The 13,818-nt window shown below is 59.0% G+C and carries 9 protein-coding genes; 4 read left to right on the top strand and 5 right to left on the bottom strand.

What is annotated here, in order from left to right:
• On the top strand, window positions 1–2,121 hold the full coding sequence (ligA, locus tag DSL70_RS11920; RefSeq protein ID WP_245418192.1) for an NAD-dependent DNA ligase LigA: 2,121 nt from the start codon (window positions 1–3) through the stop codon (window positions 2,119–2,121).
• A gap of 104 nt (window positions 2,122–2,225) precedes the next feature.
• Here the strand turns inward: ligA and DSL70_RS11915 are convergent, their stop codons facing one another.
• Window positions 2,226–4,043 carry an aminopeptidase P family protein gene (locus tag DSL70_RS11915; protein ID WP_119308143.1) on the bottom strand — a complete coding sequence of 606 codons (1,818 nt, stop codon included), beginning with the start codon at window positions 4,041–4,043 and terminating at the stop codon, window positions 2,226–2,228.
• Between the two features lie 317 nt (window positions 4,044–4,360).
• On the opposite strand from DSL70_RS11915, the gene DSL70_RS22750 reads away from it, so the two are divergent.
• Window positions 4,361–4,495, top strand: a complete 135-nt coding sequence (locus DSL70_RS22750) for a hypothetical protein (RefSeq protein WP_280955351.1) — start codon at window positions 4,361–4,363, stop codon at window positions 4,493–4,495.
• A 348-nt stretch (window positions 4,496–4,843) separates the two neighbouring features.
• Window positions 4,844–4,972: a hypothetical protein gene (locus DSL70_RS22745; protein ID WP_280955350.1), complete on the top strand. Its 129-nt coding sequence runs from the start codon at window positions 4,844–4,846 to the stop codon at window positions 4,970–4,972.
• Between the two features lie 148 nt (window positions 4,973–5,120).
• On the opposite strand, the gene DSL70_RS11910 is transcribed toward DSL70_RS22745, so the two are convergent.
• The 4 genes from DSL70_RS11910 to DSL70_RS11895 all read right to left on the bottom strand — a co-directional run bounded on the left by DSL70_RS11910 (window position 5,121) and on the right by DSL70_RS11895 (window position 11,936).
• Window positions 5,121–5,993 carry a 50S ribosomal protein L11 methyltransferase gene (locus tag DSL70_RS11910; protein WP_119308377.1) on the bottom strand — a complete coding sequence of 291 codons (873 nt, stop codon included), beginning with the start codon at window positions 5,991–5,993 and terminating at the stop codon, window positions 5,121–5,123.
• Window positions 5,994–6,062: 69 nt separating this feature from the next.
• Entirely contained in the window at window positions 6,063–8,447 is a 2,385-nt protein-coding gene (locus DSL70_RS11905) for an ATP-dependent helicase (RefSeq protein WP_119308142.1), read from the bottom strand.
• A gap of 246 nt (window positions 8,448–8,693) precedes the next feature.
• A complete protein-coding gene (locus tag DSL70_RS11900; RefSeq protein WP_119308141.1) occupies window positions 8,694–10,322 on the bottom strand; it encodes a chloride channel protein in 1,629 nt (542 codons plus the stop codon).
• 243 nt (window positions 10,323–10,565) lie between these two features.
• Window positions 10,566–11,936: a chloride channel protein gene (locus DSL70_RS11895; RefSeq protein ID WP_119308140.1), complete on the bottom strand. Its 1,371-nt coding sequence runs from the start codon at window positions 11,934–11,936 to the stop codon at window positions 10,566–10,568.
• Between the two features lie 425 nt (window positions 11,937–12,361).
• Between DSL70_RS11895 and DSL70_RS11890 the strand changes: the two genes are divergently transcribed.
• A complete protein-coding gene (locus tag DSL70_RS11890; RefSeq protein WP_119308139.1) occupies window positions 12,362–13,783 on the top strand; it encodes an FAD-binding oxidoreductase in 1,422 nt (473 codons plus the stop codon).
• Window positions 13,784–13,818 lie beyond the last annotated feature (35 nt).

The following is a 13,818-nucleotide window of genomic DNA, read 5'->3' as shown; positions in this document are numbered from 1 at the left end:
GTGGATCGGAATAGCTTGCGCGAGAAGCCGGTTGATCAATTGGATGCCGACGAGGCGAAGGCGGAGCTTGGCTATCTTGCCGAAGAAATTGCAGAAGCCGACAGGCTCTATCATCAGGACGATGCCCCTGATCTGACAGACGCCCAGTATGATGGCTTGCGGCGGCGCAACAGCGCGCTTGAGCTGCGCTTTCCGATGTTGCGACGCGAGGATAGCCCGACCTTTCGTGTCGGGTCGTCCCCTTCGGAAAAATTTGCCAAGATCACCCATGTCGTGCCGATGCTGTCGCTCGACAATGCTTTCAGCGACGAGGATGTCTCCGAGTTCGGGGCGAGGGTACGGCGTTTTCTCGGTCTCGGACGTGACGCTGCGCTTACGATCACGGCCGAGCCGAAAATCGATGGTCTGTCGGCCTCCATTCGCTATGAAAATGGTGAGCTGGTCTATGGCGTGACCCGTGGTGACGGCACCGTTGGTGAAGACATCACGGCCAATATCAAGACCATTGCCTCCATTCCGCACAAGCTCAAGGGGCCTACTGTGCCTGCTGTTGTGGAAGTGCGCGGCGAGGTCTATTTCCCGCGTTCGGAGTTTCTGGCCCTCAACGAGCGGCAAGCCGAAAGCGGCGGCAAGACCTTTGCCAATCCACGCAACGCGGCTGCCGGATCCCTGCGCCAGCTCGACGCCGAGATTACCCGCTCGCGCAATCTGGCCTTCTTTGCCTATGCCTGGGGTGAGGTGAGCGAACCGCTGGGCGAGACCCAGTATGAAGCCGTGCAGCGGATCGGTTCATGGGGCTTTACGGTCAACCCGCTGATGCAGCGTCATGACAGCGTTGCAGGATTGATCTCCCATTATCACGAGATCGAGGCGATGCGTTCTTCGCTCGACTATGACATTGACGGCGTGGTCTACAAGGTTGACCGGCTTGAGCTGCAGACCCGGCTCGGATTTGTCTCCCGTGCGCCACGCTGGGCCATAGCGCACAAGTTTCCTGCCGAGAAGGCAATCACCCGTTTGCTTGAAATCGACATTCAGGTGGGCCGTACAGGCGCCCTGACGCCGGTTGCCAAGCTCGAGCCGGTGACTGTGGGCGGCGTGGTGGTTTCCAACGCGACCCTTCACAATGAGGACGAGATCGTCCGCAAGGATGTCCGGGTTGGTGACATGGTCATCGTGCAGCGGGCAGGGGATGTCATTCCGCAGATTATCGGACCGGTGCTCGACGAGGGGGACGAGCGTGGTGAGGCTTTTGTCTTCCCCACGATCTGCCCTGTCTGTGGCTCTCATGCTGTGCGCGAAAAGAAGGAAACTGGTGAGCTTGATGCCATTCGCCGCTGCACCGGCGGGCTGGTCTGTCGGGCGCAGGCGGTGGAACAGCTCAAGCATTTTGTCTCCCGCAACGCCATGGATATCGACGGTCTGGGCGAGAAGCAGGTAACCGCCTTTTTCGAGCAGGGCATCATCCGCAATGCGGCGGACATTTTCCACCTGCGCGATCTGGACGAAGAGAAAAGTCGGGGCGAGCGTCTGCGTGATCAGGACGGCTGGGGCCCGACGTCGGCCCGCAACCTGTTTGCCGCAATTGACGAGCGCCGTTCTGTCGAACTGCATCGCTTCATCTTTGCGCTTGGCATTCGCCATGTCGGCGAGACAACGGCCAAGCTGCTTGGGCGCCACTATGGCAGCTTTGCCGCGCTAAGAGAGGCGATGAAGGCGGCGGGGGATGCGGACAGCGACGCATGGCAGGATCTGTTGGGGATCGACGGCATCGGCGCGATTGTGGCGCGCAGCATTGTCGAGTTCTTCAATGAGGCGCATAACGAGGATGTTCTTGACGCTCTGCTGAGGGAAGTGACGCCGCAGGAAGCCGAAGCCGTGCAAACCGACAGCTCCATCTCGGGCAAGACGGTGGTTTTCACCGGCAGTCTTGAGCGCCTTTCCCGAACGGAAGCCAAGAATCAGGCCGAAAGCCTCGGGGCCAAGGTGTCTGGCTCTGTTTCCAAGAAGACCGATATTCTGGTTGCCGGACCGGGCGCAGGCTCAAAGCTCAAGAAAGCACAGGAGCTCGACATCACGATCATGACCGAGGGCGAGTGGATTGCTCTTCTCGAAGGCTAGACTGCGCCATCGCACCCCTCAGCGCTGAAAACAAAAGCCAGCCCCGAAAGAGGCTGGCTTTTTTGGGTTTTGCGGTTCGTCGCAGTCGCCTTAGCCTACAAGGCTCATGCGTGCAGGGGTTTGGTTGCTTCGGCCAACCAGGCGCGCACGTCCTCCGGCAGCTCTGCGGACAGCTCGGCAAAGACCTCTTCGTGATAATCATTGAGCCAGTTGATTTCCCTGGCGGTTAGCAAAGAGACCTCGATGAGGCGCTGATCAATCGGGCAGAGCGTCAGGGTTTCAAAGCCATGCATCGGCAATTCGCCCCCTTCCATCGCTTTGGCCTCGGTGACCGTGACCAGATTCTCGATGCGAATCCCCCAGGCGCCGGTTTTGTAGTAGCCGGGTTCGTTGGACAGAACATTGCCGGCCTCAAGCGCCGCGCCACCCCGCTTGGAAATGCTCTGCGGCCCCTCATGGCAGCAAAGATAGGAGCCAACGCCATGGCCCGTGCCATGCGCATAGTCAAGCCCGACCTCCCAAAGCGGCTGGCGGGCCAGCGTGTCGAGCTGGATGCCCTTGGTGCCTTCAGGGAAGCGGGCCAGCGTCAGGGCGATCATGCCCTTGAGCACGCGGGTGAACCGGTCCTTCATCTCCGCGTCGGGCGTGCCGATGGCAATCGTGCGGGTGATGTCGGTGGTGCCATCCGGATACTGTCCGCCGGAATCGACAAGGAACAGCGAGTTCTGCACGAACTTGCGGTTGGTGGCCTCGGTGACATGATAGTGGACGATGGCGCCGTTGGGGCCTGCTCCGGCGATGGTGTCAAAGGAGATGTCCTTGAGGCAGCCGGTTTCAGCGCGGAAATCTTCCAGCGCCTTGGTTGCCGTGATCTCGTCGAGGGTGTCGGTTGGGGCCATGGTGTCGAGCCAGTGCAGGAAGTGGCACATGGCCACCCCATCCCGATGATGCGCTTTGCGCATGCCTGAAAGCTCGGCGGCATTCTTGACGGCTTTGGGCTTGAGGCAGGGATCGGAGGCGTTGAGGATGCGCGAGCCGGCATCCTCGATCATTGTCTTGATCGCATAAGGCACGAGGGTCTCGTCCAGCATCCATGTCTTGTTGGCGCCGGACAGCGACTTGATCAGGTTTGGCAGCTCTTCAAACGGTGCAATGGTAACCGAAGCGGGGAGGTGGGTGCGGGTTTCCTCCGGCAGCTTGGCCAGATCGGTCAGCAGATAGGCGCTGCCGTCGGCGCGCACGATGGCAAAGGCCAGCGGCAAGGGTGCGCAGGCCACATCACTGCCACGGATGTTGAACAGCCAGGCTATGCTGTCGCCCTGCGTGATGAAGGTCGCATCCGCCTTGGCCGCAAAGCCCGCAGCAATCTTGTCGAGCTTATCCGTTGAGGCTTCGCCAGCCAGTTCCCGCGGGTGGGGCAGGATGGGGTTCTGGGGGCGGCTTGGCCGGTCGGTCCAGATCGCATCCACCGGATTGCTCTTGCAGGCAACAAGGGTTGCCCCCTTTTCCTTGCATGTCTTCTCAAACCGGTCGACGGCGCTCTGGGTGTAGAGCCACGGATCGAATCCGATGACCTCGCCGCCCTGAAGGGTTTCGGCGAGCCATTCGGCAACCGATTTTGACAGAATGGCGACAGGTGTGATCAATTCGGCATCGACCTGATCCTGAACTTGCAGGGTATAACGCCCATCCACAAAGATGGCGGCCTTGTCCTTGAGAATGACTGCGCTGCCCGCCGACCCGGTGAAGCCGGTGAGCCAAGCAAGCCGCTCGGCATAGGGAGCCATGTTTTCACCGCCAAACTCGTCGGCGCGGGACATGATGTAGCCATCCAGTCCGGCTTCTTGCAGATGCGCCCGCAGCAAGGGGATCCGCAGCCGGCCTTGTTCGGGGTTCGCGGTGTTGCTAAATTCTTGAAACATTAGAACTTTCCTAAAGGAAACCTGGCGGGGCGGAATCCGGCTCCGCGTCTGTCCGGTGATGAGTCCAGATATGATGGATGGTTGGACAACAGTGCCAAATTTGTGTGGTTCGAGCAAGGGCAGTCGCGTCGGTTGACAGGGATTTAATAATTCATTGCTCTTGCATATTTGCGCAATCATATGGACTCAAAATCGCGCTATGCACAAAACGCATTACTGTTTTGATGTATTGGGCCTTTTTGAATTGCTCCAGGTGGACCATATTCCATGACATAGATCAAACAGATCAATCACCGATGAGAAGAAAGGAAATTACAATGAACTTCTTTAACCGTGCTCTGGAAAAAGTTATCGCTGCTCGTGAAGAACAGGCTCAGCGTTACGTTGACGAATACATGTCCGAACGTGGCCTCGGCTCTTTCATCGACCTGACCAACGATCCTCGCGGCTAATCGCCGTGAGGCTTCTCGGATGATCTACGAAAAATTGCGTAGAAGACATTTGCTTGGTCATCCAGAGAAGTTTCGGACGGGAGGAGATAAGCCGTCCCAAATAAAACTCCATGAAAACAAGCGGGTTTCGGCCCGCTTTTTTTGTTTTTGTGTTTTGGCGAACTGGAGAAATGCCTCTCCGAGAGTCCCGAACCGCAGTGCGACTGACATAGCTAAGTGTCATGCCATGCACTTTTGCCGTGGCTGTCGTGAGAAACTGTGCATTTTCTTACTAAGCAGATTTGCTATATAACTTTGGTATAAGAAAGAGGTCGAGAAGATCGACCGGATGATGAAAAGGAAAAATCAATGTCCATCCTCAGCAATGCTTTCGAACGTATGATCGCAGCTCGTGAAGCCGAAGCTCGTTCTTACATCGAACTCTACTCCCCGAACTTCTCTGAAGTTTTCTCTGCTCGCGACAACAACGACAAATAATCCACTTGAACTTCCCTACGGGGAAGCTCAAGTGTCCATTCGCATGAAAGAGGCAAAAGGCCATTTTATGCATCCCCCTTGGGGGGAGCCGGGAGGTCCCGGCCGTTTTCGCAAAGAAAACCAACTGGCAATATGATTGGCGCCAGCCTTATCGTTCCAGGACCAGAACCAACCACCCATCTTCCTTGATTGTTCTGACGTGACGCAGACCTTGCAGCCGGTAGGCAGCAAGAACGCGTGCGCGTTGATGCGGCAGCAGGCCCGACAGGATGACGCGTCCACCTCTGGCAATGTGCCTGGCCATTTCCGGGGCCATCTTGCACAGTGGCCCGGCAAGAATATTGGCAACGATCAGGTCAAACGGGCCTTTTTTCGCAAAAATCTGATGGCTGAAACCGGCTGCAACCGCGGTTTTGACGAACGGTTGCACCTCGTTGATGCGTATGTTTTCATTGGCGGTCTCAATGGAGATCGGGTCGATGTCGGTTGCGACGATCTCCTGTTTGAGCAATTTGGCCAGCGCAATGGCCAGAACCGCAGACCCTGTGCCCAGATCAAGCAGCCGCAGGGGATGGAAGCGGCGCAGCTCTTCACTCAGAACCTTCAGACATCCGGCGGTGGTGCCATGGTGGCCCGTACCAAACGCCTGCCCGGCGTTGATCTGCACCGGAATCCGGCCCTTTGTGTCGAGGCCACGATCATGGGAACCATGGATGATGAAGCGTCCGGCTTCCACCGGTACCAGACCTTCAAGGCTTTTCGTCACCCAGTCGACATCGGCCAGCTCTTCCGTGCGGAGCGGTAGCGCCATTGACAGGGCAGAAAGTTCCGCAAGGGTGGTGCGATAGACATCGCTCATCTGCTCGTCGGACGGATAGAGGGAGAGGGCCCAGATGCCGCGATCCTCATCAACCTCGAAGTTGGAAATGGCAAAGCCATCTTCCTCGAAGACCTTCTGCAGATGGTCGGCTGCGGTCTGAATGTCCTTGATGGGGCCTTCGGCATAAAGATATTGGGGCATGGTTCCCTCTTGTTCCTGAAATCTGGCACGTCGATAGACCTTCGCAGCCGCAATGGCAAGCGGCAAGGCTTAATGTTTTTCCACGAAACTGTCGAGCACCCGCTTTTGTCCTGTCTGGAACTGGATGGTCAGCTTGTTGCCCTCTATGGTGCGGATTTCGCCATAGCCGAACTTGAGGTGGAACACCCGTTCACCGACGGAAAACTTCGATGGCGTGTCCGAGACGCTCTTGGCGACCAGTTCGCCCTCGATGGTCGTCGTTGCACGCTTTGCCTTGGGGGCGCTGGCCTTCGTGCGGTTGGCCTTGTTGGCCTGTGCCCGCTTCCAGCCCGGCGTTTCGTAGGTGTTCTCGAAGGGGTCGGATGTGTCGAACCGGCTTTTGCCATAGATGGAGCCTCCAACGCCGGAAGCACCATAGCCGCCATAGGTCGACTGGCTCTCCTCGATCTCCACATGCTTGGACGGCAATTCGTCAAGGAAGCGCGAGGGGATGGAATTCTGCCACAGACCATGGATGCGCCGATTGGAGGCGACGTAGATCTTGGCCCGCTTCTTGGCGCGGGTGATGCCTACATAGGCGAGGCGGCGCTCTTCCTCCAGCCCCTTGGTGCCGGCTTCATCCAGTGCCCGCTGGTGGGGGAACAGGCCTTCTTCCCAGCCGGGCAGGAAGACCGTATCGAATTCTAGCCCCTTGGCCGAATGCAGGGTCATGATCGAAACCGCGTCGTTGGTCTCGCCTGCGTCGCGGTCCATCACCAGTGCGATATGCTCAAGGAAGCTCGGCAGCGAGTCGAACTCTTCCATCGAGCGGATCAGTTCCTTGAGGTTTTCAAGGCGGCCCGGCGCGTCCGGTGACTTGTCCTTCTGCCACATTTCGGTATAGCCGGATTCATCAAGGATGATCTCGGCCAGTTCCGTGTGCTTCATGGTCGGCATCATGGTGCGCCAGTGGTTGAACTGACCCAGAAGGCTCTTGAGGGCGTTGCGCGGTTTGGGTTTCAGCTCTTCGGTTTCCACCATTTCAGAGGCCGCTTCCATCAGCGGAATTTCCTCGGCGCGAGCCAGCGTGTGGATCTGACGAATGGTCGCATCGCCAAGGCCGCGGCGGGGGGTGTTGACGATGCGCTCGAAGGCAAGGTCGTCGGCGGACTGGACCACTGCGCGGAAATAGGCCAGCGCATCGCGGATCTCGGCGCGCTCATAGAAACGCGGGCCGCCGATGACGCGATAGTTGAGGCCCATGGTAATGAAACGGTCTTCGAATTCGCGCATCTGGAAGGAGGCGCGAACCAGAATGGCCATGTCGTTGAGCTCGTGCCCGGCGCGCTGAAAGGCCTCGATCTGGTCGCCGATGGTTCGGGCCTCTTCTTCCGAATCCCAGACGGAGGCAACCGTGACCTTCTCGGCCTCATCGTCCTTGATCTGCGGGTGCAGGGTCTTGCCGAGGCGCCCTTCATTATAGGTAATAAGATGGGAGGCGGCCGCCAGAATATGGGCGGTGGAGCGATAGTTGCGTTCAAGCCGGATGACCTTGGCGCCGGGGAAGTCTTCCTCGAAGCGCAGGATATTGTCGACCTCGGCACCACGCCAGCCATAGATCGACTGGTCATCGTCACCGACGCAGCAAATGTTGTGGCTGGACTGGGCCAGAAGGCGCAGCCAGAGATACTGGGCGACGTTGGTGTCCTGATACTCGTCCACCAGAATATAGCGGAATTTGTCGTGGTAGCTGGCGAGCACATCCGGGTTCTCGCGGAACAGGCGGATGCACTCCAGCAGCAGGTCGCCGAAGTCGCAGGCGTTGAGGATCTTGAGACGCTCCTGATAGGCGGCGTAAAGCGCGATGCCCTTGCCCTGGGCAAACAGGAAGGCCTCGTCCTGCGGCACCTGGTTGGGGGAAAGACCACGGTTCTTCCAGCCGTCAATCAGGGTGGCAAGCTGGCGGGCGGGCCAGCGCTTTTCCTCGATGGCCGCGGCCTGAATGAGCTGCTTGAGCAGGCGGATCTGGTCGTCGGTATCGAGGATAGTGAAGTTGGACCGCAGCCCGACCAGCTCGGCATGACGCCTCAGGATCTTGACGCCGATCGAGTGGAAGGTGCCAAGCCATTGCATGCCTTCCACGGAGCCGCCAATGAGTTTGCCAATGCGATCCTTCATCTCGCGGGCGGCCTTGTTGGTGAAGGTCACCGACAGGATCTGCCACGGCGTGGCGCGGCGCGTTGCCAGAATATGGCCGATGCGGGTGGTCAATACGCGGGTCTTGCCGGTGCCTGCGCCAGCCAGAACCAGCAGCGGGCCGTCAAGGCTCTCCACCGCATCTCTCTGTTCGGGGTTGAGGCCATCCAGATAGGGCGTCGGGTGCATGCGGGCGAGCCTTGCGCGAATGCCTTCCTGATCTTCCTCCTCACGCTCACGGATCGGGGATACGGGTGGTGTCGCAAAAAGATCAGACATTGATACTATCGGTTCCGGCTTGGTGTTATCTGGGATTGTTCGTTGGGGTTCCTGGTCGCCATCTATCGGCTTTATGCGCCTTTTACAAGGCACTGCGGTCGAAAAAGGGGGTGAACAGACCGAATCTGGATAAGAACATTATAGCAACAAATGTGGTTTGTCAGGGGCAAATTTGTTGTTCTGGTGTTTTGTGACCGGAGGTGAACCAACGGAGGGAGGAGGCCTCTGTCTGAAGTGGAGGGCTTGTCAGCGATGCTCCTCCACCTGCGTGCTGATGAGAACGTCGTTGAAATAGCGCAGGGCATCCACCTGCCGCACCCAGCCGACAATCCTGCCGGGATTGTGCGGATCCAGCACCGCGAGATCGGCGCCGCCGTTGTCATTGAAGGTCTTGAGTGCCAGTTCCAGCGTATCCTGCATGCGGATGGCTTCCATGTCGTGTCGCAGCACGGTGTCTTCAGCGGCGACGTCCGCAGCCAGCGGGGTGTAGACCTCGGCAACCGTCACCTGGTTGACGATGTAGCGATGGGTGCCTTCGTTGAGGAAGATGCCGCGCATGGCCAGTTGCCAGTGAAAATAGGAGCGGCCACTGAGGGCTACGGCGATGCCATTGGAAATCGAGACCGTCAGCAGCAGCGCGATGGACAGGGCGTAGCCGCCGGTCAGCTCGAACACGATCATGGTAGTTGAAATGGGCGCGCCCAACACGGCGGATGCGACGGCGCCCATACCCAACAAGGCATAAAGGCCGTGGGTAGAGGCGATTTCTGGCAGCAATGGCTGGGCAATCAACCCGAAGGTGCCGCCAACCATGGCTCCGATATAGAGCGAGGGCGAGAAGATGCCGCCGCCAAAGCGGGAGGCCAGCGTGATCGAGGTCGCCAGCATCTTGGCAAAGATCAGCCAAAGAAGTGTCATCAGCGGTAATTGCTGCTTGAGGGCCAGATCGGTTGCCTCATAGCCGACGCCGAGCACTTCGGGAAAGGCCAGCGCCAGAAGACCGACAAGGAAACCACCGACAACGGGGCGGAAGACCAGCGGCATCTTGATGTGGCGGGCAATCCAGTCGGTGCCGAGCAGCGAAGTCTGGAACAGCACCGCCACAATGGCACAGACAATGCCCAAAAGGGCGAAGGACGGCAGTTCCCAATAGGAGGTGAGTTGATAGTCGGGAATGATGAAGGAGGCAGTATCGCCGAAATAGAGGCGCGAGAAGGTGGTGCCCACGGCGGAGGCCAGCACGATCGGCACAAAGGCCGAGAAGGCATAATGCCCCAGAATGACTTCATGGGCGAACAGCACGCCGGCGATCGGGGCGTTGAACGAGGCCGAGACGGCACTGGCAACCCCGCAGGCCAGAAGGATCTTGCGGGCAGCCGGTTGCAGCGACAGCTTGCGGCTGAGGGAGCTGGCGAGGCTGGCCCCGAAATGGACGATAGGCCCCTCGCGCCCGGCGCTTGCGCCAGATCCCAGCGAGACGATGGTGATGGCGGCGCTGTCGAGGGCCTGCCAGAAGCGCAGCCCCCGGCCGCCTCGTGCCCGGGCCTCGATGACATCGGCAACCCCTTCGGCGCGTTTGATGGGGTGGACATATTGCAGGAAAGCTCCGACGAACAGGCCGCCAAGGGTTGGCGCAAGAATGACGATCCAGGCAGGGCTTGCCCGAACCGTGGCTATGATTGTCTCGCTGCTGGTGCCGAGCCAGAACCACTGCACACCGCCGATGCCGAGCCGGAAGAGGATGGCCGCCAGCGAGACCAGAAAGCCGATAAGGATGGCAAACAGCCACAGTTTGGGCTGTTGTGTCGACAGGTAGATCGACCAGTTCGGCTCTATCCAGCTGCGTATCAGTTTGATCGGGTTGGTCCAGAACATGGTCGGCAAAGTCTTGTTGCTATGAGGAGCAGGGCGTCTGTCCCGTGGTCAGCGGGTTTCCCCTGTTTTCTTTTGAAAGCTTTGAAACTTTTGCCAGAAAGGTCAAGCCTAACCTTCGGATGCTGCCACAGGAACAAAGAAAAGCCGCCCGGGAAGGCGGCTCTTTCGTAATCTTCATCAAATCTGTCCGGTCCGGAGGCGAGAGCGTGGCGCGCAGGTGCCCGCTGTTCGCAGGGAGACGCGCTACGGTTTGGTTTCCGTCTTTGCGTCCGGTGCTTCCGGTGTTGGCGTTTCTGCCGCAGGTTCCGGGTCTCGATGGCGGGCGAAATCGTAGAATTTGCCGGACTGCATATGGTAGACGCCTTCCTTGCAGAAGACCTTGGAGAAGGCGTTGGCAATGAGGGCGCAAGCCATCAGCGGCAGCATCATCTGGTGGTTGTCGGTCATCTCCATGACGATGACGAAGGAGGTGATGGGAGCCTGAACGACGCCGGTGAAGTAGGAAACCATGCCAAGCAGCACGATGGCGCCAACGGGCACCTTGGGGAACAGGCCCGCAAGGTCGGCGCCCAGTCCGGCGCCCACCGAGAGTGACGGCGAGAAAATGCCGCCGGGCAGTCCGCCGATGGAAGAGGCTATGGTGGCCAGCAGTTTCAAGGGCGCATATTCAAGGCGCAGCTCCGTGTCACCATGCAGCACATCGCGGGCTGCCTCATAACCGGAGCCATTGACGGCACCATCGGTGTAGAGGCCGGCAAGTGCGACGATCAGGCCGCAGAGAATGGCAAAGGGGATCGGGTGAGCCTTGATCATCGCGCCGACAGCGCCGGGCAGGCCATAGGTGAAGAGCACCAGAACCTTGGAGAACAGGCCGCCAGCGAGGCCGCCGACCACACCAACGATGGGTACGGCAATCCAGCCCCAGCCGAACTGCAGCACATCGTGCGAGGTGCCGAAATAGGTGTAGTTGCCGAAGATGGCCATGGAGGTCAGACCGGCGAGGATGACCGTGCCGAGGATCATGCCGCTGGTGCGCATTTCAAACGAGCGGCTCATTTCCTCGATGGCAAAGACGATCCCGGCCAGTGGCGTGTTGAAGGCACCGGCGATACCGGCCGCGGCACCGGCCAGAATGAGACCGACCTGCCGTTTGGGGGCAATGCGCCCCGTCAGGAACATCACGGCGGCCCCGACCTGAACGGTCGGGCCTTCACGGCCGGTCGAGGCGCCGATCATCATGCCGAGCAGCGTCATCACGATCTTGCCGATGGCCGAGCGTATACCGACCAGCTTTGCCCGGCTGGTTGGGCGCTTGAGCCGCCGGGCGGCGATGGCTTGCGGAATGCCGGAGCCCTGCGTGCCGGGGAAGTAGCGATTGGTCACCCAGACGATTGCGCCAAAGCCGAGTGGCGTCACCAGGAGGCCAGCGTAAGGGTAAGCTGCGATCAACTGGCGATAGAGATCCTGACTGGCGTCTGCGCCCATGGCCAGAGCCACGGCAGCAAAGCCGACCATGACACCGCCCAACCCGAAGATGATCCGTCTCTGCCAGATCAGACGTTGGGCTCGGACTTGTTTGCCATGCGGAATATGCAGGTTAATGAATTGGTTCATGATTCTCGGCTGGCTTTTTCTGGGGTCGTTTGCTGGCGGTCACTGGTGATGAAAGGCAAAGTGCCTTCCGCATTCATCGAAATGTCAGAACCGGCTATGGTTTGGTTATGCAACAATAGCAAAGGCAGAATGAGGGTCAACCGTGCGCAACCCGGTCATTACTGCTTTTATCTGTCATTCAACGGATGTTTGTTCGAAGACAATCGCAAGCGATCTGCAAAACGAAGTGTTTCGCCCGAACTTCGGGTTGATAACACTGCACATTATGGGACAGAAGAGCATATTTGAAAGAGGAGCTATGCATATGTTGGGACCTGCCGCAGGGGAGGGGCGCATCTGTGCGAATTGCTGCTCCCGGTCTGGCATTTTGCCCGTGAGTGTGCCTAATTGTTCAAAAAATCAAAATCACCACTCCGGAGTTTCCCATGTCTTCTGCCGTCCAGCCCCATTTCAAACGAGAGACTGATGCCGATGCCGTCAAAGCGGTCTGCTCGCAACTGGCCGAGCAATTCGGCGAACGCTTCACGACCGGCAAGGCGCTCAGGGAACAGCATGCCCACACGACGACCGGGCTGGCCAATGAGATGCCCGATGGCGTTGTCTTTGTGAAGAGCACGGAGGAGGTCTCCAGTGTCGTGGCGCTGTGCAACGCTCATTCGGTGCCGGTCATCGCATTCGGGTCCGGTTCATCGCTGGAAGGTCAGTTGAACGCTCCCTATGGCGGCATCTCGCTTGATCTGTCGGGCATGAATGCCATTGTCGAGGTCTGTGCGGAGGATCTCAACTGCACGGTTCAGGCTGGCGTCACCCGCAAGCAGCTCAACGAATATCTGCGCGATACGGGGCTGTTCTTTCCCATCGATCCGGGGGCGGATGCCTCGCTAGGCGGGATGGCGGCGACCCGCGCGTCTGGCACCAACGCAGTGCGCTATGGCACGATGAAGGACAATGTCCTCGCGCTCAAGGCGGTGATGGCCGACGGCACGATCATCGAGACGGCCAGCAAGGCCAAGAAGAGCTCGGCGGGTTATGACCTCACCCGGTTGCTGGTCGGCTCGGAAGGCACTCTTGGCATCATCACGGAAGTCTCGCTCAAGCTCTCGGGCATCCCGCAAGCCATTTCGGGCGGCATTTGCGGCTTTCCCGATCTGGAAAGCGCCTGCAATGCCGTGATCATGACCATCCAGTGCGGTATTCCGGTGGCCCGCATCGAGCTGCTCGACAGCCTTCAGGTGAAGGCCGTCAACCTGCATTCCAAGATCGGTCTCGTTGAACGGCCGACACTGCTGGTGGAGTTTCATGGCACTGAAAGCGGCGTGGCCGAACAGGCCGAGCTGTTCGCCGACATCATCGAGGAATTTGGCGGCTCCGACTTCGAATGGGCCACCAAGCCGGAAGACCGGACGCGGCTCTGGGCAGCGCGTCATGATTCCTACTGGGCAACCTTTTCGCTGCGTCCGGGCGCCAAGAGCGTTTCGAGCGATGCCTGTGTCCCCATTTCCCGTCTCGCCGAATGCGTGCGCGAAACTCAGAAGGACATCGAGGCCAGCGGCTTTCTGGCCCCGGTCGTCGGACATGTCGGGGATGGCAATTTCCATGTCCAGCTGCTGCTCGATCCGGAGAACCCGGAAGAGCATGCCCGGGCGGATGAATTCCTGGGACGACTCGCCGAGCGGGCGATCGCCATGGGCGGAACCTGCACCGGAGAGCATGGCGTTGGACAGGGCAAGATGAAATACATGGAAAAGGAATTCGGCCCGGCGCTTGCCTACATGATTGCCATCAAACAGGCATTTGACCCCAAAAACATCATGAATCCGGGGAAAATTCTGCCTCAGCAGAATTAATTCAGTGCGTTAGCTTTCCCAAAGAGCAGAATTCC

It is taken from the genome of Cohaesibacter haloalkalitolerans, from assembly GCF_003574655.1.
Lineage (GTDB): Bacteria > Pseudomonadota > Alphaproteobacteria > Rhizobiales > Cohaesibacteraceae > Cohaesibacter > Cohaesibacter haloalkalitolerans.
The sequence above is the reverse complement of the archived record's forward strand: the minus strand, read 5'-3'. Positions and strand labels throughout refer to the sequence as shown.